General features: G+C 71.4%; 15 protein-coding genes. 7 read left to right on the top strand and 8 right to left on the bottom strand.

Annotated features, from left to right (window positions below; genetic code table 11):
* Positions 1 to 154: 154 nt before the first annotated feature.
* From ACOACQ_RS16350 to ACOACQ_RS16340, 3 genes are read left to right on the top strand one after another with little or no spacing between them, the layout of a single operon-like run.
* Entirely contained in the window at positions 155 to 3,571 is a 3,417-nt protein-coding gene (locus ACOACQ_RS16350; protein WP_420288786.1) for a pyruvate carboxylase, read from the top strand.
* Positions 3,572 to 3,625: 54 nt separating this feature from the next.
* A complete protein-coding gene (locus ACOACQ_RS16345; RefSeq protein WP_420288785.1) occupies positions 3,626 to 4,549 on the top strand; it encodes a GNAT family N-acetyltransferase in 924 nt (307 codons plus the stop codon).
* 30 nt (positions 4,550 to 4,579) lie between these two features.
* Positions 4,580 to 5,710, top strand: a complete 1,131-nt coding sequence (locus ACOACQ_RS16340; protein ID WP_378601493.1) for a serine/threonine-protein kinase — start codon at positions 4,580 to 4,582, stop codon at positions 5,708 to 5,710.
* 2 nt (positions 5,711 to 5,712) lie between these two features.
* Here the strand turns inward: ACOACQ_RS16340 and ACOACQ_RS16335 are convergent, their stop codons facing one another.
* From ACOACQ_RS16335 to ACOACQ_RS16315, 5 genes are all read right to left on the bottom strand, one after another.
* The gene (locus tag ACOACQ_RS16335) at positions 5,713 to 7,050 is read right to left on the bottom strand and encodes a hypothetical protein (RefSeq protein WP_378601495.1); all 1,338 of its coding nucleotides are present in this window, start codon (positions 7,048 to 7,050) and stop codon (positions 5,713 to 5,715) included.
* A 78-nt stretch (positions 7,051 to 7,128) separates the two neighbouring features.
* Complete coding sequence (locus tag ACOACQ_RS16330; protein WP_420288784.1) at positions 7,129 to 7,935, bottom strand: PadR family transcriptional regulator; 807 nt, start codon at positions 7,933 to 7,935, stop codon at positions 7,129 to 7,131.
* 132 nt (positions 7,936 to 8,067) lie between these two features.
* Positions 8,068 to 10,005, bottom strand: coding sequence for a M3 family metallopeptidase (locus tag ACOACQ_RS16325; RefSeq protein WP_420288783.1), 1,938 nt, complete (start codon positions 10,003 to 10,005; stop codon positions 8,068 to 8,070).
* Between the two features lie 94 nt (positions 10,006 to 10,099).
* On the bottom strand, positions 10,100 to 11,344 hold the full coding sequence (locus ACOACQ_RS16320; RefSeq protein WP_420288782.1) for an RNA polymerase sigma factor: 1,245 nt from the start codon (positions 11,342 to 11,344) through the stop codon (positions 10,100 to 10,102).
* On the bottom strand, positions 11,341 to 11,703 hold the full coding sequence (locus ACOACQ_RS16315) for a YciI family protein (protein WP_420288781.1): 363 nt from the start codon (positions 11,701 to 11,703) through the stop codon (positions 11,341 to 11,343). The genes ACOACQ_RS16320 and ACOACQ_RS16315 overlap by 4 nt, the downstream gene beginning before the upstream one ends.
* Positions 11,704 to 11,853: 150 nt before the next feature.
* Here ACOACQ_RS16315 and ACOACQ_RS16310 point away from each other — a divergent pair, with 150 nt between their 5' ends.
* Complete coding sequence (locus ACOACQ_RS16310) at positions 11,854 to 13,422, top strand: hypothetical protein (protein ID WP_420288780.1); 1,569 nt, start codon at positions 11,854 to 11,856, stop codon at positions 13,420 to 13,422.
* A gap of 35 nt (positions 13,423 to 13,457) precedes the next feature.
* The gene (locus ACOACQ_RS16305; protein ID WP_420288823.1) at positions 13,458 to 14,744 is read left to right on the top strand and encodes an MFS transporter; all 1,287 of its coding nucleotides are present in this window, start codon (positions 13,458 to 13,460) and stop codon (positions 14,742 to 14,744) included.
* On the opposite strand, the gene ACOACQ_RS16300 is transcribed toward ACOACQ_RS16305, so the two are convergent.
* The 3 genes from ACOACQ_RS16300 to ACOACQ_RS16290 all read right to left on the bottom strand — a co-directional run bounded on the left by ACOACQ_RS16300 (position 14,713) and on the right by ACOACQ_RS16290 (position 17,360).
* Entirely contained in the window at positions 14,713 to 15,465 is a 753-nt protein-coding gene (locus ACOACQ_RS16300; RefSeq protein ID WP_420288779.1) for an alpha/beta fold hydrolase, read from the bottom strand. The two genes, ACOACQ_RS16305 and ACOACQ_RS16300, sit on opposite strands and share 32 nt — an antisense overlap.
* A 141-nt stretch (positions 15,466 to 15,606) precedes the next feature.
* A complete protein-coding gene (locus tag ACOACQ_RS16295) occupies positions 15,607 to 16,146 on the bottom strand; it encodes a TetR/AcrR family transcriptional regulator (protein ID WP_420288778.1) in 540 nt (179 codons plus the stop codon).
* Positions 16,143 to 17,360: a cytochrome P450 gene (locus ACOACQ_RS16290; protein ID WP_378596218.1), complete on the bottom strand. Its 1,218-nt coding sequence runs from the start codon at positions 17,358 to 17,360 to the stop codon at positions 16,143 to 16,145. The genes ACOACQ_RS16295 and ACOACQ_RS16290 overlap by 4 nt, the downstream gene beginning before the upstream one ends.
* A 122-nt stretch (positions 17,361 to 17,482) precedes the next feature.
* Between ACOACQ_RS16290 and ACOACQ_RS16285 the strand changes: the two genes are divergently transcribed.
* Together ACOACQ_RS16285 and ACOACQ_RS16280 are read left to right on the top strand one after the other, a co-directional pair.
* Complete coding sequence (locus ACOACQ_RS16285; protein ID WP_420288777.1) at positions 17,483 to 18,481, top strand: ATP-binding cassette domain-containing protein; 999 nt, start codon at positions 17,483 to 17,485, stop codon at positions 18,479 to 18,481.
* Positions 18,478 to 19,281, top strand: coding sequence for an ABC transporter permease (locus tag ACOACQ_RS16280; RefSeq protein WP_420288776.1), 804 nt, complete (start codon positions 18,478 to 18,480; stop codon positions 19,279 to 19,281). The genes ACOACQ_RS16285 and ACOACQ_RS16280 overlap by 4 nt, the downstream gene beginning before the upstream one ends.
* The last annotated feature ends 8 nt before the right edge of the window (positions 19,282 to 19,289 follow it).

Here is a 19,289-nt window from a genome sequence, read left to right as displayed (position 1 = left end):
AACCCACCGGGGCGAGTCCGCAAGGACCTGCCCCGGTGGGTTTTTGCTGCTCCGGAGTACGGACAGCCCCACGCGGTGACGGCACGCGCGAATAATCTTGCGCCGTCCGGGACCACCCTGCGCCCGGGCGCCTCTTCCTCACCACGGGAGTCCCATGTTCACCAAGGTCCTCGTTGCCAACCGCGGCGAAATCGCGATCCGCGCCTTCCGCGCCGCCCACGAGATCGGCGCCCGTACGGTCGCCGTGTTCCCGCACGAGGACCGGTGGAGTGAGCACCGGCTCCGCGCGGACGAGGCCTACGAGATCGGCGAGCGCGGCCATCCGGTCCGCACGTACCTGGATCCCGACGCCATCGTCGCGGCGGCGCTGGCCTGTGGCGCCGACGCCATCTACCCGGGCTACGGCTTCCTGTCGGAGAACCCGGCCCTGGCCGAGGCATGTGTGGACGCCGGCATCACCTTCGTGGGGCCTTCGGCCGAGGTCCTGACCCTGACCGGCAACAAGGCGCGGGCGATCGCGGCGGCAAGGGCGGCGGGGGTGCCGACCCTGCAGTCGGTCGACCCGTCGACCGATGTCGACGCACTCCTGGCGGCCGCCGAGGCGATCCCGGCGCCGCTGTTCGTCAAGGCCGTCGCTGGTGGTGGCGGGCGCGGCATGCGTCGGGTCGACGACCGGGCACAGCTGCGCGAGGCGATCGAGACGTGCATGCGCGAGGGCGAGGGCGCCTTCGGTGACCCGACCGTGTTCATCGAGCAGGCCGTGGTCGATCCGCGCCACATCGAGGTGCAGGTCCTCGCCGACGGGACGGGCAGCGCCGACGGGGTGATCCACCTCTTCGAACGCGACTGCTCGGTGCAGCGACGCCACCAGAAGGTCGTCGAGATCGCGCCGGCGCCGAACCTCGACCCCGCGATCCGTGACCGGATGTGTGCCGATGCCGTCCGGTTCGCCCGCGAGATCGGCTACCGGAACGCCGGCACGGTCGAGTTCCTCCTCGACCCCGACGGCAACTACGTGTTCATCGAGATGAACCCGCGCATCCAGGTCGAGCACACGGTGACCGAGGAGGTCACCGACGTCGACCTGGTCCAGTCCCAGCTGCGGATCGCGGCAGGCGCGACGCTCGCCGACCTCGGGCTCACCCAGGACTCCATCCGGCTGCGCGGCGCGGCCCTGCAGTGCCGGATCACCACCGAGGACCCCGCCAACGGGTTCCGTCCCGACACCGGCAAGATCACGACCTACCGCTCACCGGGCGGACCGGGCGTGCGGCTCGACGGCGGTACGACCTACACCGGTGCCGAGGTGTCCGCCCACTTCGACTCGATGCTCGCCAAGCTGACGTGTCGTGGACGCACCTTCGAGAAGGCCGTCGAGAAGGCCCGGCGCGCGCTGGCGGAGTTCAAGATCAGCGGCGTCTCCACCAACATCGCCTTCCTCGAGGCCGTGCTGCGGGACCCGGACTTCGCGTCCGGGCACGTCACCACCTCGTTCATCGAGACCCACCCGTGGCTGCTGGCGACCCGTGCGTCGGGCGACCAGGGCAGCAAGCTGCTCGCCTATCTCGCGGACGTCACCGTCAACCAGCCGTACGGCGCAGCGCGGGCCTCCTCCGACGACTGGGTCGACCCGGTCGCCAAGCTCCCGGCGATCGACCTGTCGACCCCGCCGCCCGCTGGCAGCCGGCAGCAGCTGCTCGCCGCGGGTCCGGAGCAGTTCGCCCGCGACCTGCGGGCCCGCACCACCGTCGCGGTCACCGACACGACCTTCCGCGACGCCCACCAGTCCCTGCTCGCCACCCGGGTGCGGACCATCGACCTGCTCGGTGTCGGCGGGCACGTCGCCCGGTTGACGCCCGAGCTGTGGTCGCTCGAGTGCTGGGGCGGGGCGACGTACGACGTCGCGCTGCGCTTCCTCGCCGAGGACCCGTGGGAGCGGCTGGCCGCCCTGCGCGAGACGGTGCCCAACATCTGCCTGCAGATGCTGCTCCGCGGCCGCAACACGGTCGGCTACACGCCGTACCCGGAGGCAGTGACGCAGGCGTTCGTGACCGAGGCCGCCGAGACCGGCATCGACGTCTTCCGGATCTTCGACGCCCTCAACGATGTCGACCAGATGCGCCCCGCGATCGAGGCGGTACGCGCAACCGGCACCACGGTCGCCGAAGTCGCCCTCTGCTACACCGGCGACCTGTCCTCGCCGGACGAGAAGCTCTACACGCTCGACTACTACCTGCGCCTGGCCGAACAGATCGTCGACGCCGGCGCGCACGTGCTGGCGATCAAGGACATGGCCGGCCTGCTCCGCGCTCCCGCTGCCCGGACCCTGGTCACCGCCCTGCGCAACGAGTTCGACCTGCCCGTGCACCTGCACACCCACGACACCCCGGGCGGCCAGCTGGCCACCCTGCTCGCCGCCATCGAGGCCGGTGTCGACGCGGTCGACGCGGCCTGCGCCTCCATGTCGGGCACGACCTCGCAACCGGCGCTCTCCGCCCTGGTCGCCACCACCGACCACTCCGACCGCGAGACCGGGCTGTCCCTGGACAACGTCAACGCCCTCGAGCCCTACTGGGAGGCCACCCGCCGGCTCTACGCCCCGTTCGAGTCGGGGCTGCCGGCGCCCACCGGCCGCGTCTACACGCACGAGATCCCCGGCGGCCAGCTCTCCAACCTGCGCCAGCAGGCGATCGCGCTCGGCCTCGGCGAGAAGTTCGAACAGGTCGAGGACATGTACGCCGCCGCCAACCGGATCCTCGGCAACGTCCCGAAGGTCACCCCGTCGTCCAAGGTCATCGGCGACCTCGCCCTCGCCCTCGTCGGCGCCGGCGCCAGCCCCGACGCCTTCGAGGCAGATCCCGGGAAGTTCGACATCCCCGACTCCGTCATCGGGTTCCTCAACGGCGAGCTCGGCGACCCGCCCGGCGGCTGGCCCGAGCCGTTCCGCACGAAGGCGCTGGCGGGACGCACGTGGAAGGCGTCCGAGCCGACCCTCACGTTCCAGCAGCAGGACGCGCTCGCGACCGGCGATCACTTCGGTCGCCGTCGTACCCTCAACCAGCTGTTGTTCCCCGGCCCGACCCGCGACTTCGACGAGTCACGCCAGGCCCACGGCGACGTGTCGGTGCTGCCGACCCGCGACTACCTCTACGGGCTCAGCCAGGGCGAGGAGCACGAAGTCGTCCTCGGCGAGGGCGTCAAGCTGCTCCTCGGGCTCGAAGCCATCGGCGAACCCGACGAGCGTGGCTTCCGCACCGTCATGTGCACCATCAACGGACAGCTGCGGCCGGTCAGCGTGCGCGACCGGTCCGTCGCCGCCGAGGTCGCCACCGCCGAGAAGGCGGACAGCACGAAGGCCGGCCACGTCGCGGCCCCCTTCCAGGGAGCAGTGACCCCGACCGTCGCAGTCGGCGACACGGTGCAGGCAGGCGAGGTCGTCGCGACGATCGAGGCGATGAAGATGGAGGCCTCGATCACCGCACCGGTCAGCGGAGTCGTCCAGCGGCTCGCCTTCACCGGCACGAAGCCGGTCGACGGCGGCGACCTGGTCCTCGAGCTGGCTCCGGCCTGACCTGGTGCGGGAAATGCGGTGCGCCTCCGGCGACGGATCGGCGAGACTCCCGGGGTGCCAGAACCTGCTCTCCCTCCCGGCCTCACCACCCGCCCGCTGGTCCCGAGTGACGCCCGCGCCGTCTTCGAGCTGATCGCCGAGCAGGAACGCGCCGACGTCGGCGTCGCCGAGATCGAGGAGGACGACCTCGTCAGCGAGTGGCAGCAACCGTCGTACGACCTCGCCGGCAACTCGATCGGCGTCCTCGACGGCGAGCAGGTCGTCGCGTACGTCGAGTACATGGGCGAGGAGCGGTACGACGCCGCCGTACTGCCGTCCCACCGCGGACGCGGGATCGGCACCTGGCTCGCCGCGTGGGTGCAGGACCTGGCCCGCAGCCGCGGCGCCGCGATGCTCGGCATGCCCGTGCCGCAGGGCTCGGCGGGCGACCACCTCCTCACCGCTCTCGGGTACGACGTCCGGTGGACCAGCTGGGTGCTGCGACTGCCCGAGGGGGCGAGTGTCGGGGAGCGCCCGTTGCCTGACGGCTACGTGCTGCGGGAGGCGACGCCGGCTGATCACGAGCAGGTGTGGACCGTGACCGAGGACGCCTTCCTCGAATGGGCGGTCCGCGCACGTACGTCCTTCGAGGACTTCGCGGCGCGGGTCTGGCAGCGGCCCGGCTTCGAACCGTGGCACCTGCAGGTCGTCACTGCTCCGGACGAGCAGGTCGTGGCCGTGGCCAACGCGTGGAACGCGCCGACCGACGACGGCGTCGACACCTACGTGTCGAAGCTGGCCGTGGCCGCCTCGCACCGCAACCTGGGCCTGGCGCAGGCACTCCTGGTGGCCGTCTTCGCTGCCGGGCGGGAACGCGGCGCGACGTCGTCCAGCCTCTCCACGGACTCCCGCACCGGGGCGCTGTCGTTGTACGAGAAGGTCGGCATGCGACCGGCGTCCGTGTGGCTGCACCGGGCGATCCCGCTCGGCGAGGAGTGAACGCGCTCCGCGCTGGATAGGCTCCCTGCCATGGGTGAGGTCTTCGCGGGACGCTACGAGCTGCTCGACCCCATCGCCACCGGTGGCATGGGAACGGTGTGGCGCGTCCTGGACCGCACGGCCGGTGAGGTCAAGGCCGCCAAGATGCTGCGCCAGACCGACGCCGCGATGCTGCTGCGATTCGTGCGCGAGCAGTCCGTGCGGATCGACCACACGCACGTCGTGACCCCGCAGTCGTGGGCCGGCGTCGACGACCGGGTGCTCTTCACGATGCCGCTGGTCCGTGGCGGCTCGGTCTCGAACCTGACCCGGCGCAACGGCGGCCGCCTGCCCCCGCGCTGGATCGCCGTGCTCACCGACCAGACCCTGCAGGCCCTCGAGGCCGTGCATGCCGCGGGCATCGTGCACCGCGACATCAAGCCCGGCAACCTGCTGCTCGAACCCACCGGACGCACCCGGCCGCACCTGCGCCTGACCGACTTCGGCATCGCCGTCCCCAGCGACGAACCGCGACTGACCCACGTCGCGATGGTGATCGGCACGCCGGGCTACATGGCGCCCGAGCAGTACCGCGGCTCGGACCCCGACCCGAGCGCCGACATCTACGCCCTCGGTGTCGTGGTCCTCGAGATGCTCACCGGACACCGCCCGCCGAGCGACGGCGAGCCGCCGGCGATCGACGTGGGTGCGCTCCGCAACGGCAACCCCGAGCACGATGCGATCCTCGACGTGGTCGAGGCCGCGACGTCGTACGACGCCCTGGCCCGCCCGAGCGCGGCGGCACTGCGCGCCCACCCGGCCCTCCAGTCCCTCGCCGCGCGCTGGGACGACCCGGCGTTGCTGGACGACCTGGAGGTGCCGGACGAGTACCCGACGCCCACGCCGGACATCTCCGCGACCAACCTGCCCACGACGTCGTACCCACCGCCGCCCCCGCCGCCGGGCTACAGCCCGCCGCCCTCGACGCCGCCCTCTACGCCGCCTTCTACGCCGCCGATCGGCACCGCGGTGCTGCCGCCGCACCCGGCCGCAGCGCCCACCCGGCTCGACGCGCCCCGCCCGCAGCACGGCGCCCGGACGGGTCCGCCGGTCGACGCGTTCGTGCTGCTCGGTCTCGGTCTCGTGGGCCTGGTCGTCGCGCTGATCCTGCTGCTGGGCTGACGTCAGCGGCGGGAGCGGAGGCGCAGCAGACCGCCAGCCAGGCAGGCGAGGCTCGCTGCGCCCAGGCCGAGTCCGGCCAGGTGGCGGCCGTTGAGCCAGCTGTCGGAGTCGTCGCCGTCGACCACCGGGTTGCCCGAGGCGGCAGCGGAGAACGTGTCGTCAGCGACGAGGAACGGCTTGTCCGGGGAGTAGCCGTCGACGTTGGTCGACTTGTCGTGGGAGACCGCCACACCGTCGTACGTCGGCGCATCGGCACCGCTGCTCTCGACGACGAACGTGATCGTCACCGGGATGTCGACGGGGTCGCGGCCCTCGGCGGCTGCCTCGGTCGCCAGCGAGATCCAGTAGTCGCCGGGGAGGCGGCCGTTCGCGCGCCGGACGGGGAAGCCGGCGGCGAGGAGCTGGTCGGTCTCGCCTGTCTCGCTGGCCTTGTACTCGCCGGTGGCGGAGTCCTCGCGCTCGGTGTTGACGTAGCGGAACCGACCACGCAGCGGGTCGATGAAGTGCAGGGTCAGGTCCGGGCCGCTGTAGGCGAAGTCCTCGGCGTGCTCCTTCGAGGCAGCCGGTACGTCGACGCGGACCACCGGAAGGTCGCCCCAGGTGAGGGGGACCCGCCAGAGCAGCTCGGTCCCCTCCTTGATGGTCGTCTCGATCGTGACCGTGCCCGAGCGCGCGTCGACCCGGGGTGCGTCGTCGAAGGACGCTGCGCCCGGCTCGTCGGTGGTGCCGACCGGCTCGGGGACGTCGTACGCCGGCTTCTCGTCGGGCTCGATGCCGCCGGCGTCGGAGACCGGCGCCTCCTCGACGACCTTGATGACGTACGGCAGGTCGTCGGGGCTGCTCGAGGAGCGGCTCACGGCGATGACGACCGTGTCGGCGGCGCGGCAGGTGTCGCCCGTGCTGCTGTCCTCGTCGCCAATGGTCACCCGGTTGCCGACCACGGCGTGCGGAAAGGCGTAGTCGGTCGAGTCGGTCTCGTCGCCGCAGCTGGTGAGGTCGGTGCTGCCCTCGGTCCGGACGCCCGCGTTGACGCGGATGCCGTCGCTGGTCGTGCCCTGCGGCGCACCGAGCACGCCGACGTGGACGGTGCTCTCGTTGATCCGCCGCTGGTAGCTGAAGTACTGCGGGAACTCCGGTGCGAGCGTGGCCTTCCACAGGCCGGGTGCGAGCGGGGTCGGCTCGGCGGGGCTGGTGCTCGGCGTGCCGGACAGCTTCGCGCCACCCAGGTCGACGGGATCGGACGGCGCCAGGGCCGACGCGGCGCCGTACCCGGTCGTCAGCGTCAGCCAGGACAGGCACACGACGCCGACGAAGGCGGCGGGAAGTCGACGGGAGAACACGGAGGGAGCCTATCCGCGCCGAGGCATGCGCAATCCCCCGCCGAGTGATCCCGGCGGGGGATTGCGTGAGGGTGATGCTCAGGCGTCGGTGTCGTCGTCCTCGGCGTCGTCCCCGGCGTTGTCCCCGAGGTCGGCCTCGGGACCGGCGGCGAGGATGCCGTAGAGCCCCTTGCGGGCCTCGACGAGTACGTCGACGGCGGCCCGGCGCTGGGCGTCGGAACCGGCGCTGACGATCTGCCAGACCGCACCCATGACCTGTCCGATCTCGGACTTGAGGTCGGCGTGGCCGCCGGTGCCCGCGGCGCGAGCACCCTCGGCACGTTCCCGGCTCCGGTCGAAGGGCACCCAGACCGCGGCGAGCTCATCGGCGTGCTCGGCACACCAGGCCGCTCCCTTGGCGGTCAGCCGCAGCGAGCGGCGGCCCTGGGCGTCGTCGAGCTCGACGAGCTCCTCGTCCTGGAGCTGCTGCACGTGGGGGTAGACCGAGCCGGGGCTCGGCTTCCACGCGCCACCGCTGCGCTCGGTGATCTGCTGGATCACCTGGTAGCCGTTGGGCGACTCCTCCCGCTCGTTCGCGGTGCGGAGCACGTCGAGGATCGCGGAGCGGACGTCGCCGCGGCGGACCCGCGGACCGCGGGCGCCCTCGGGGCGACCCTGGCCGAAGAGACCGGCCAGCCACGGAGGGGGCACGCCCGGGCCGTGGCTGTGGCCACCGCGTCCGGGCTCGCCCCACTGGGCCCAGCCACCCCAGGGACCGCCCCAGGGACCGCCGCCGGGGCCGAAGCTGCCCCGACCGCGACGCTGGAAGCCGCGGGGTTCTCCGCGTCCGAACGGGTCGCGGTCATCGGATGAATCGAAGTTCTGCTGAAAGTTGTGGCGTCCCATGGTGGGGACCTCCTCTGTATCGGGCGGGGCGATCGGCCCCTGGTTCGTGAATATCGCGTGATGGTTCGTGTTGCTATCGCGATATATCGCAAGCGTACGCCGACGAAACCCGGAGCACAAGACCCCCTTGCGTCAGCGCGCCAGCCAGGCGGCGTACGTGTCGAACGAGAACGGCCGACCGAGGAAGTCGGCGACCAGGTCGGCGGCATCGCCGGTCCCGCCCGGGACGAGGATCCGGTCGCGGTAGCGGGTGGCGGCCCCGGTCGCGAACACGTCGGTCTCGTCGAACGCGCTGAACATGTCCTTCGCGATCACCAGCGACCACATGTATGTGTAGTAGCCCGAGCTGTAGCCGCCGAGGTGGCCGAAGCTCGCGAACATGTGGGTGCCGGGGAGGTACGGCAGGGCGGCGTACTTCTCCTGCAGCTCGACCATCCGGGCGGTGAGGTCGGGGACCTCGGCGCGGGCCCGGTCGGCGTGGAACCAGTACGACATCGCGGCGTAGAACATCTGCGTGCGCGCGAAGATCCCCTTGCCGTAGTCGTCGGCGTCGCGCATCGCGGTGACGAGGTCCGCCGGGATCGGCTCACCGTCGGCACTGGTCGCGAACGTCTGCAGGACGTCGGCGTGCCACGCCCACTCCTCCAGCATCTGGCTCGGCGCCTCGACGAAGTCCCACTCGGTCGCCACGCCGGCGAACCGGAACCAGTCACCGTGGCCTGCCAGCACGTGGTGCAGCAGGTGGCCGAACTCGTGGAAGAGGGTGACGACGTGGTCGTGCTCCATCAGGCCGCGCGCGAAGTTGCAGACCAGGACGCCCTCGGGCGCCTGTTCCCCTTCCACGCCGTCGACGAGGGTGAACTGCGCCGCATGCTTGTACTTGCCGTCGCGCGGGTGGAGGTCGAGGTAGATCCGCCCGATGGGCTCCCCGGCGGTCGAGGTGGAGACGTCGTACGCCGTCACCTCCTCGTGCCACACGGGTACGTCGACCTGCTCGTAGCGCAGCCCGAAGAGCCGGCCGGTCACGTCGAGCAGCCCCTGGCGGACCTTGCCGAAGTCGAAGTAGGTGCGCACCCGCTGGGAGTCGACGTCGTACTTCTCGGCCCGGACGAGCTCGGCGTAGTAGTTGTAGTCGTAGCCGGGGACGACGGTGGCGTCGGGGAAGTCTCGGCGGTACCGCTCGAGCAACTGCCCGAGGTCGCGCTGCATCGGCTCCTCGGCAGCGGCGGCGATCTTGTCGATGAACTCCGGGATCGCCGGTCCCGTGCGGATCATCTTCACGTCGGCGTCGTACGACGGCCAGTCGGCGTAGCCGACGGTGGTGGCGAGCTCGTGGCGCAGGCTGAACAGCTCGTCGAGGAGCGCTTCGGTCGTCGGCCAGCCACGCTCCTGGAACGCGATGGTGATGTCGCGGCGGACGTCCTGGTCGTGCGCGAACATCCGCACCGGCACGGAGTCGGGGTAGTCGGTGGTGACCGTGACGAGGCCTTCCTCGTCGGCCGGGTGCGCCTCGAGCCAGTCCGCCGGCATCCCGTCGAGCTGGTCCGGCGCGACCTGGATGGTGCGCACGTCGTCGCGGATGACGCGGCTGAACTCTTGGTCGAGCTCGGTGATCCGTTCACGGATGGCCGAGATCCGGTCGCGCGTCGCCTCGTCCTTGTCGACGCCGGAGCGGCGGAAGTCGGCGCGCACCTTCGCGAGCAGCCGCGCGGCCAGCGGGTCGTCGGCGACCGCGCTGTCCTCGATGGCGGCGAAGACGTCGTACAACTCTCGGTCCAGGCTCCACCGGGTCCCGACCCGCGAGGCCTCCTGCTCGGCGTTGTCCGCCAGCTCCCGCACCTCCTCGGAGGGGTGCACGTTGCCGAACAGCGAGCCGACCGCCGCGACGTTGCCGAGGTGCCCACCCGCCCGGTCCCACTGCCGCAGCACCGCGACCGGATCGGCCGGCGGGTCGGTGCGCAGTCCCTCGACCAGCCCGGTCGCCAGCGCCAGCTCGGACGCTGCCCGATCGCGGATCCACGCCGGCCAGGCGTCGGGCGAGGTCGGCAGGGCGAGAGGCTCCGTGGTCATGGGGCACAGCCTAGGAGCACCGCTCGACCGACACTGTCGGCTTGCCGCCAGACCGGCCGAGGTCCTACGGAAGGCAACTGCGGCGCTCGCGCAATCAGACCAGCTCTCCGCGCTTGCGAGTGAGGTAGGCGATCTCGGCGGTGTTGTCGCAGCAGGCGAGCGCGGCGTCGTACTCCTGACGCGCCTCGGCGCTGCGACCCAGGCGACGGAAGAGGTCGGCGCGGGTGGCGTGCCAGGCGTGGTAGCCGGACAGGGGCAGCCGGTCGACCTGGGCGAGGGCGACCTCGGGGCCGTCGAGCTCGGCGATCGCCACGGCCCGGTTGAGGGCCACGATGGGCGAGGGGTCCAGACGGACCAGCTGGTCGTACAGCGCCGCGACCTGTGACCAGTCGGTGTCGGCGGCGGACGGCGCATCGGTGTGGACGGCGTTGACGGCCGCGAGGATCTGGTAGCGGCCGGGGCGGTTGGCGGCCAGGCACTCGCGGACCAGCGCATGTCCCTCGGTGATCAGCGCCCGGTCCCAGCCACCGCGGTCCTGCTCGTCGAGCGGAACCAGCTCACCGTGGCGGACCCGTGCCGCGCGCCGCGACTCCGTCAGGAGCAGCATCGCCAGCAGGCCGGTCGTCTCGCGGTCCTCGGGCAGCAGCTCGTGCAGGATCCGGGCCAGCCGGATCGCCTCGCCCGTCAGGTCGGCACGGATGGGGTCACCGTCGCTGTTGGAGAGGTAGCCCTCGTTGAAGATCAACAGGAGTACGGCGAGCACGGCGCCGATCCGCTCGGGCAGGTCCTCGGCCGCGGGGACGCGGTACGGGATCTTCGCGCCCTTGATCTTGGCCTTGGCGCGGGTGATCCGCTGGCCCATCGTCGTCTCCTGGACGAGGAAGGCGCTCGCGATCTCGGCCACCGTCAGACCGCCCATCAGGCGCAGCGTCAGCGCGATCCGCGCTTCCGGCGCCAGGGCCGGGTGACAGCAGGTGAAGATCAACCGGAGCCGGTCGTCGGTGATGACGCCGGTCGGCTCGTGGGGGGTGTCGTCATGCATCATCTCGGCCGCCTGGTGCTTGCTCTCGCGGAGCTTCTCGCGACGGAGTCGGTCGATCGCCCGGTTGCCGGCGGTGGTCGTCAACCACGCACCGGGGTTCGGCGGCACGCCGCTCTCCGGCCACTTCTCAAGGGCGGTCACCAGCGCCTCCCCGGCCGCGTCCTCGGCGATGTCGATGTCACCGAAGCGGCGGACCAGGGAGGCGATCAGGCGGCCGTACTCCTCACGGAAGATCCGCTCGACTGGGTCTCGAGACGGGCCGTCGGACGGCCCTCCTCGACCATCGAAACCGGTCACTCGGTCGGGGGCTCGGCCTGGAACGGACGGACCTCGACCTTGCCCTGGCATGCCTTCGAGCCCGCGGCGGCGTACTTCAGCGCGGCGTCCAGGTCGGGCACCTCGATGATCCAGAAGCCACCGATGTGCTCCTTGGTCTCCAGGTAGGGGCCGTCGGCGAACACCGGGGCGTCACCCGAGGCGTCGACGACGGTCGCCGTCTCCGCACCCTCGAGCCCACCGCCGAACACCCACACCCCGTCGGCCTCGAGCTGCTTGTTGAACCTGTCCACGGCCTCGAACATCACGGGCCACTGGTCCTCGGGGACCTTGGCGTACTCCTCTTCGCTGCCGTGGACGGACATGAGGTACTGCGTCATCGCGAACTCCTTGAGCCGGTGTGTCCAGGACGGCCCGATGACCGCCTCTCACCCTCACCACGAAGGGGGTGGTGCCGATACGACACCCTGCCACGAAACTTTTCAACGCGATTCGATGACAGCGGGCGGCGACGGGAGGACGCTCGGCTTGTGTTCAACAAGCTGAAGCAGATCGGGCAGGCCCTCAGCCCCGACGCCATCAGGCAGGGACTCGCCGCCAGCCGCGAGGCCATGGCCAACGGCGGGCGCCTCACGCCCGAACAGCTGGCCGCGCTGCCGCCCGAACAACGGGCGCAGTACGAAGAGGCGATGGCACGGGCCCAGCAGTCGGTGGACGACACGATCGCCAACGAGCGTGCCCGACGCGTCCTGCTCGGCCCGGCCGGCGACTACCACTACGGGCCGATGCCCGACCGCGAGCAGATGACGTCGACCGACATCGGCGCACACATCGCGCAGGCCAGGGACGGCTTCAAGCAGGCCCTGCGCGACACGGTCAAGGGACGCCCCATCCCCCCGCCGCCGCTCCCCCCGGTCAGCAACGACCCGGCCGAGCAATCCGCCGCCGAGCGAGCGATGCGCGACGAGGCACGGACGCCGTACCTGGCCGCCGATCGCAGCCCCGTCGTGTTCACACGGATCGCCGCCGACCGCAAGAAGCCCCTCGACGACCTGTGCGCCTGGCTCGGTACGTCGGGCCTGGCCGGCCGGCCCGACCTCGTGTACGGCGTCGCGCGCGTACCCGACCACGTCCCCGGCAAGCTCGGGATCGGGCGGGCGGCGATCGTCGAGTGGGAGATCACCCACGCCTCCGTGGCGGCACTGCCTCCCGCGCCACCCCCGACCGCCGTCTCCTTCGACGCCCGCGAGACGTGGGCCGCCCGTCGTCCCGGAGAGCCGTCGGTGCTCGACGAGGACCTCGGTGTGGAGTACCTCCGGGCCGGGGACCTCGGACCCGAGCAGTGCCTGGGCATCGCGCGCCGGGTGGCGGTCGACGCCAGCGGAGGGAGCGGTGGCGAGGACGGTGGCGGGAGTGATCCCTACGTCCTGGCCGGGGTCACGGGTGTCGTGGTCCTGCATCCCGCCGGACTCGCCGTCGGGGCGGTCGACCGGATGCGGGCGGCCCGGCCACTGCAGGTGGTCCCGCCGCCCGACCTGCAGGTCGCCGTCCTGAACTGGCTGGAGATCCGGCGGGTCGTGATGCCGCGCCCCGACAAGCGGCCACTCGTTCCCTCGCCCTTCCCGTACCTGCCGGGCACCGCGGCCGAGCTGCTCCAGGCCTACCTGTCGATCGTCGGCATCAAGCCGCGCGACTGCTACAGCGCGCAGGTCACCCAGGACCAGCCCGGCAATCTCATCGGCCGCAGCGCCCACACCGTCACCACCGGCGCCGAGAAGGAACCGGCGGCCGACGGCGAGCTGCGCAAGCGGTTCCGCGGCGGCAGCCGGGTGGTCGTCGCCTACCGCGACGCGCCGGAGTACGTCGCCGGGCGGGAGCGCTGGGCGTCGTACGAACGCGACGTCCTGCAGGCCCAGTTGTCCGTGGGTACGGCGGTTCGGGCTCCGGTCGACAGGCAGAGCGCCCTGGACCGCGGGGTCCTCGGGGCACTGGTGCGCACGGCCGAGGTCGTCGGCGACGTCGTCAGCGGCTACGGCTGGGTGAGCACCGACTTCGACAAGATCCCGCACTACCGGTACTGCTGGCCTCCGGTTCAGTAGGTCGACCAACGGGTCCGTAGCCTTGCCGGGTGAGGATGCGCGGACTGCTGGCCGACACCCGGCCCCTGCGCAACCAGCACTTCCGGCGGCTGTGGACCGCGAACATCATCACGGTCGTCGGCGCGCAGCTGACGGTCGTCGCCGTCCCGGCCCAGATCTACGCGCAGACCGGCTCGTCGGCGTACGTCGGCCTGACCGGGCTCTTCGGCCTGGTGCCGCTGGTCGTGTTCGGCCTCTGGGGCGGGGCGCTCGCGGACCACTTCGACCGGCGCACGCTGCTGCTGGTGACCACGACCGGGCTGATCGGCACGGCGGTGCTGTTCTGGCTGCAGGCCGCTCTGGGACTGGAGAACGTCTGGTTGCTGCTGTGCCTGTTCGCCGTGCAGCAGGCGTTCTTCGCGGTCAACCAGCCCACCCGCTCGGCCGTCCTGCCGCGCCTCCTCGAGCCCGACGAACTGCCGGCGGCGAACTCGCTGAACATGACGGTGATGCAGGCCGGTGCGATCGGCGGCCCCCTCGTGGCGGGCATCCTGATCCCGTTCGTCGGGTTCTCGTGGCTCTACCTCGCCGACGCGGTCTGTCTCTTCGCGACCCTGTTCGCGGTCATCCGCCTGCCGTCCCTGCCGATCCAGGGCGTGACCGGCACCCCCGGCCTGCGCTCGGTGATCGAGGGGATCACCTACCTGCGCACCCAGCCGGTGCTGATGATGTCCTTCGTCGTCGACATCATCGCGATGGTCTTCGGCATGCCGCGCGCGCTGTTCCCGCAGATCGCGCACGAGAGCTTCCTCGGACCGGAGGAGGGCGGACTCGCGTTCGCACTGCTCTTCGCCGGAATCCCCGCAGGTGCGGTGATCGGCGGCGTGTTCTCGGGTTGGGTCTCGCGCGTCACCGGCCAGGGGCGCGCCGTGATCTGGTGCATCGTGGTGTGGGGCCTGGCGATGGTCGGGTTCGGCCTGGCGGTGTTCGGTGCCGACGAGCTCCCGGGCTCGCCGCACCTGTGGCTCGGGCTCGCTGTCCTCATGCTCGTGATCGGCGGCGCAGCCGACATGGCCTCGGCCGCGTTCCGCACGTCCATGCTCCAGAGCGCCGCGGCCGACGAGGTCCGCGGCCGGCTGCAGGGCATCTTCATCGTCGTCGTCGCCGGTGGACCACGCATCGCGGACGTCGCCCACGGCGCCACCGCCGCCATGGTGGGTACGGCGACCGCGGCTGCCGGTGGCGGCGTGCTCGTCGTCGTGCTGACCGTGGTGGCCGCGCTCGCGGTGCCGTCGTTCGTGCGCTACCGGGTCACGCTAGGAAGCCAGCCAGCAACGCGTTGACCTCGGCCGGCCGTTCGAGGCTGGGGAGGTGTCCGGCCCATGCCAGCTTCTCCAGTCGCGCACCCGCGACGGAGTCGGCCACGTGCTGGGCCACGTCCTGGAAGTGGTCCACGTCGAGGCCACCGCTGACGACCAGCGTGGGTGCGGACACCAGCGCCAGGTCCACGTCGACCCGCGTCGCCTCGGGGCCCGGATCGAGCTCGTCGGCGGCCAGTTGGACCTCGAAGGCGTGTGCCTGCATCGCGCGGACGAGGTCACGCGTCGCTGCCGAGGCCTCCGGCCCCAGCCACGTGGCGACGTTCAGCTCCACCGCCCCCGCCACGTCCCCGCTGTTCAGCAGCCGGTCCTCCTCCTCGTCGAAGGCATCGGCGCGCGGGGTGCTCGGGACTCCCCGGAGCGCCGGGCACAGCAGGGCCAGCGACGCGACTCGCTCTGGAGCCGTGACCGCAACCTCGAGCGCCACGCGTCCGCCGAAGGAGGACCCGACGATCGCGGCGCGGTCGACCTGCAGGTGGTCGAGCAGTGCGACCACGTCGGCGGCGAACGAGAACCGCTCCGCCGGCAACGGGGTCTCCCCGAACCCCCGCAGGTCCGGACGAATGACGCGGTGCGAGGGCGCGAGTGCAGCGACCTGGTCCGCCCACATCCGTCGGTCGCAGACGCCGGAGTGCAGGAGGACGACTGCCGGGCCGGAGCCCTCGTCGTCGTGGGAAAGGATCATGCCCCGATCGAACCGCATCGCCGACGGCGGCGTCGACCGGGTTTCGCTCGCCTCGTCTTCGGAGCGGCTGCGGGTTCATCAAGGTATGTCGGCGGCCCGGCACTTCCCACGGCGTGCCCACCGTGGGAAGTGACAACTCGGCTACATACCTTGATGAACCCGCACCACCGGCGCCACGAACCGCGCCACCATCGCCCGCTCCTCCGCGGCGTCGCGACCGGGAACGGTGAGGAGCGAGACGATCGCACGGACCAGCCAGCGCGCGGCGTCGGGATCGGGCGCCATGGTCAGGCCGAGCGCCTCGATCACCTCGGACTCGATGGCCCGGTCGGCGGTACGGCCGGCGTCACCGCCGCCGAACCACGCCGCCAGCGCGGGCGCTTCGCGCACGTGGCGCAGCGACGACAGCACTGCCTCCGTCACCACGTCCCTGCTGCCAGGCAGGGCAGCCAGGTCCGCTGCCACCAGGCCACCCACCCGGATCGCCTCCCGCTGCACGAACGCCGCCTGCAGAGCCGGCCGGTCGGGGAAGTAGCGGTAGAGCGTCGCGCGCGAGCACCCCGCGGCGGTGGCGATGTCGGACATCGCGACCACGTCGACGCCGCGCTCCGCGAACAGGCCACCGGCCGCGTCGAGGATCCGTTCGACAGCGGGCGCCCGCCGATCCACCCAGTCGCTCATCTCGCCTCCAGCGGGACGCCCAGCGGGCGTCGTACATAGGGGCCGGGAGCCCAGGTGATCGCCGCGTCGTCGACGGTGAAGTCGGGGATCCGCGCCAGCAGTTCCTCGAGCGCCACCAGGATCTGCATCCGCGCGGCCGCGGCGCCGAGGCAGTGGTGGTGGCCCTGGCTGAAGCTCAGGATCTGCGACGGACGGCGGCGTACGTCGAGCTCGTCGGCGTCCGGCCCGTAGCGACGCGGGTCGCGGTTCGCGGCGCCGTACAAGAGGAGCACCTTGCGACCCGCGGGGATGACCGTGTCGTGGAGTACGACGTCGCGAACCGCCGTCCGGGCGAGGGCCTGGACCGGCGAGGTGAGGCGGAGGAACTCCTCCACGGCGTCCGGCAGCAGCGACGGGTCGGCGACGAGCAGGGCGCGCTGGTCCGGACGCGACGACAGCAGCTGCACCGCACCGCCCAGCGCACCGGTGGTCGTGTCGTTTCCCCCGGCCACCATGGTGAAGACGAACGCCAGGATCGAGAGCAGGCCGGCGTCGGCGTCCGGCCCGTCGGCCACGCCTGCGGCAACGAGCTGGGAGACGGTGTCGTCGCCGGGTTCGCGACGGCGTCGCTCGATCAGTTCGGAGAAGTAGCCCATCAGCTCGACGGTCGCGCTCGCCGCATCGGTGCCCACAATGCCGACATTGGCGCCGACGATCGCGGTGCTCCACTCGTCGAACCGGGCCCGGTCCGCTTCGGGGACACCGAGGTAGTGCCCGACCACGAGGCTCGGCAACGGCTTGAAGAGCCCGGCGACGATGTCACCACCTCCCGCGGCGCGCAGCCCCTCGACCCGCTCGACGACGAACGCCCGCACTTCCGCCTCGATGTCGCGCACCTGCCGGGGCGTGAAGCCGCGGGCGACCAGGCGCCGGAAGGCGGTGTGGACGGGCGGGTCGGTCATCACGAACGGCGGGTTGTCGACGAGCCCGATCCGCTCGAGCTCGTCGTACTCCACCGTCAGGCCCTGCGCGCTGGAGAAGGTGGCCACGTCGACGGCCGCCGCGAGCACATCGGCATGGCGGGACAGCACGTAGTGGTCCGCCTCCGGGCGATCCGGCGGCACGACGTGGTGGACCGGATCCTGCTCCCGCAGCACGGCGTACGACGACCACGGGTCGCGCCACGCCTCACCACCTCCGGGGCGGTACGCAACGCTGGACGTCTGGTTTGACATGTGTCGATGATGAGACAGATCGGGGAATCTGTCCAGTGCCGTCGCGATGAGTCCGGCTGTCGGTGGCGGTCTCTAGTCTTCGAGGCAGGGCACCCGCAACGACGAGAAAGAACACGCGAACCATGAGCGAAGCAATGATCCGCGCCAGCGGACTGACGAAGAGCTACAAGACGGTGCAGGCCCTGGGCGGGCTCGACCTGGCCGTCCCCGAGGGCAAGGTCCTCGCGCTGCTGGGCCCCAACGGTGCCGGCAAGACGACCGCGGTCCGCTGCCTGACGACGCTGTTGAAGCCGGACTCCGGCTCGGCGACGGTCGCCGGCGTCGACGTGCTGGCCGACCCGGCCGGCGCACGCGCCAAGATCGGACTCTCGGGGCAGTACGCCGCTGTCGACGAACACCTCACCGGCTACGAGAACCTCGTCATGGTCGGCCGGCTCTACCACCTCGGGAAGGCCCGGGCGCAGGCCCGCGCCCGCGAGCTGCTCGAGCGCTTCGACCTCACCGAGGCCGGCGACCGACCCTCCAAGACCTACTCCGGCGGCATGCGCCGCCGGCTCGACCTCGCCGGTGCACTGGTCGCTGAGCCGCCGGTACTGATCCTCGACGAGCCCACCACCGGGCTCGACGTGCGCAGCCGCCAGCAGATGTGGGACGTCATCCGCGAGCTCGTCGCCAGTGGGGCGACACTGCTGCTGACGACGCAGTACCTCGAGGAGGCCGATCGCCTCGCCGACGACATCGTCGTGATCGACCACGGCCGCGCGATCGCGCACGGCACGGCCGACGAGCTCAAGGCGACGACTGGTGGCGAGCGGATCGAGGTCGTCCTCGCCGACGTCGAGGACCGCGAGGCCGCGGTCCGCACCGTCGCCGAGGTGGCGGTCGGTGACGTCCGGGTCAGCGACAACGGGCGCGAGCTCAGTGCCGCCGTCTCCGGGCGCGGTGCCGGCCACCTGCTGCACGTCCTGCAGGGGTTCGAGCGCGACGCCGTCACCGTCCTCGACGTCGGCCTGCGCCGGCCGACCCTCGACGACGTCTTCCTCTCCCTCACCGGTCACGCGGCCGAAGAGGCCGACACCACAGCCGACGCCCCCGCCGACACCAAGGAGGTCGCCCGATGAGCACCGCAGTCCAGGCCCTCACCGACGGCTGGGTCGTCGCCCAGCGCAACCTGATCAAGATCAAGCGCGTGCCCGAGGTGCTCGTGTTCGTGCTGATCAGCCCGATCATGTTCGTGCTGCTCTTCGCCTTCGTGTTCGGCGGAGCGATCGACCCGCCGGGATCGGTCAACTACAAGGAATGGCTGATCGCGGGCATCTTTGCCCAGACCGTCGTCTTCGGTGCGACGTTCACCGGCGCCGGCCTCGCCGAGGACATGCAGAAGGGCATCATCGACCGGTTCCGGTCGCTGCCGATGTCCAGCTCCGCGGTCCTGGTCGGTCGTACGACGTCCGACGTCGTCTACAACATCCTGTCGCTGATCATCATGGCGCTGACCGGCCTCCTGGTCGGCTGGCGGATCCGCGAGGGCTTCGTCGACGCGATGCTCGGCTTCGCCCTCCTGCTGCTCTTCGCCTATGCGGTGAGCTGGGTGATGGCGTTCGTCGGGATGCTGGTACCGAGCGTCGAGGTCATCAACAACGCCTCGTTCATCGTGATCATGCCGCTGACGTTCGTGTCGAACGCCTTCGTCCCCACCGAGTCGTTCGACGGCGTGCTGCGCACCATCGTCGAGTGGAACCCGGTGTCGACGCTGACGCAGTCGTCGCGCGAGCTGTTCGGCAACACCGGCGGATTCGAGCCCACCGATGCGTGGTCCATGCAGAACCCCGTGCTCTACACGCTGATCTGGGTAGCGATCATCCTGGTCGTCTTCGCCCCGCTCGCGGTGCGGCAGTACCGCCTCACCACCAGCAAGTGACCGGCCCG

This window comes from Nocardioides sp. CPCC 206347 (assembly GCF_048654605.1).
Lineage (GTDB): Bacteria > Actinomycetota > Actinomycetes > Propionibacteriales > Nocardioidaceae > Nocardioides.
This window is presented reverse-complemented; position numbering and strand designations above follow the sequence as displayed.

Excerpts from the sequence above, each read along its gene's own strand:
- ACOACQ_RS16350 (WP_420288786.1), top strand. The coding sequence starts at position 155 with ATGTTCACCAAGGTCCTCGTTGCCAACCGCGGCGAAATCGCGATCCGC.
- ACOACQ_RS16340 (WP_378601493.1), top strand. The coding sequence starts at position 4,580 with ATGGGTGAGGTCTTCGCGGGACGCTACGAGCTGCTCGACCCCATCGCC.
- ACOACQ_RS16330 (WP_420288784.1), bottom strand. The coding sequence starts at position 7,935 with ATGGGACGCCACAACTTTCAGCAGAACTTCGATTCATCCGATGACCGC.
- ACOACQ_RS16325 (WP_420288783.1), bottom strand. The coding sequence starts at position 10,005 with ATGACCACGGAGCCTCTCGCCCTGCCGACCTCGCCCGACGCCTGGCCG.
- ACOACQ_RS16315 (WP_420288781.1), bottom strand. The coding sequence starts at position 11,703 with ATGACGCAGTACCTCATGTCCGTCCACGGCAGCGAAGAGGAGTACGCC.
- ACOACQ_RS16305 (WP_420288823.1), top strand. The coding sequence starts at position 13,458 with ATGCGCGGACTGCTGGCCGACACCCGGCCCCTGCGCAACCAGCACTTC.
- ACOACQ_RS16300 (WP_420288779.1), bottom strand. The coding sequence starts at position 15,465 with ATGATCCTTTCCCACGACGACGAGGGCTCCGGCCCGGCAGTCGTCCTC.
- ACOACQ_RS16295 (WP_420288778.1), bottom strand. The coding sequence starts at position 16,146 with ATGAGCGACTGGGTGGATCGGCGGGCGCCCGCTGTCGAACGGATCCTC.
- ACOACQ_RS16290 (WP_378596218.1), bottom strand. The coding sequence starts at position 17,360 with ATGTCAAACCAGACGTCCAGCGTTGCGTACCGCCCCGGAGGTGGTGAG.
- ACOACQ_RS16285 (WP_420288777.1), top strand. The coding sequence starts at position 17,483 with ATGAGCGAAGCAATGATCCGCGCCAGCGGACTGACGAAGAGCTACAAG.
- ACOACQ_RS16280 (WP_420288776.1), top strand. The coding sequence starts at position 18,478 with ATGAGCACCGCAGTCCAGGCCCTCACCGACGGCTGGGTCGTCGCCCAG.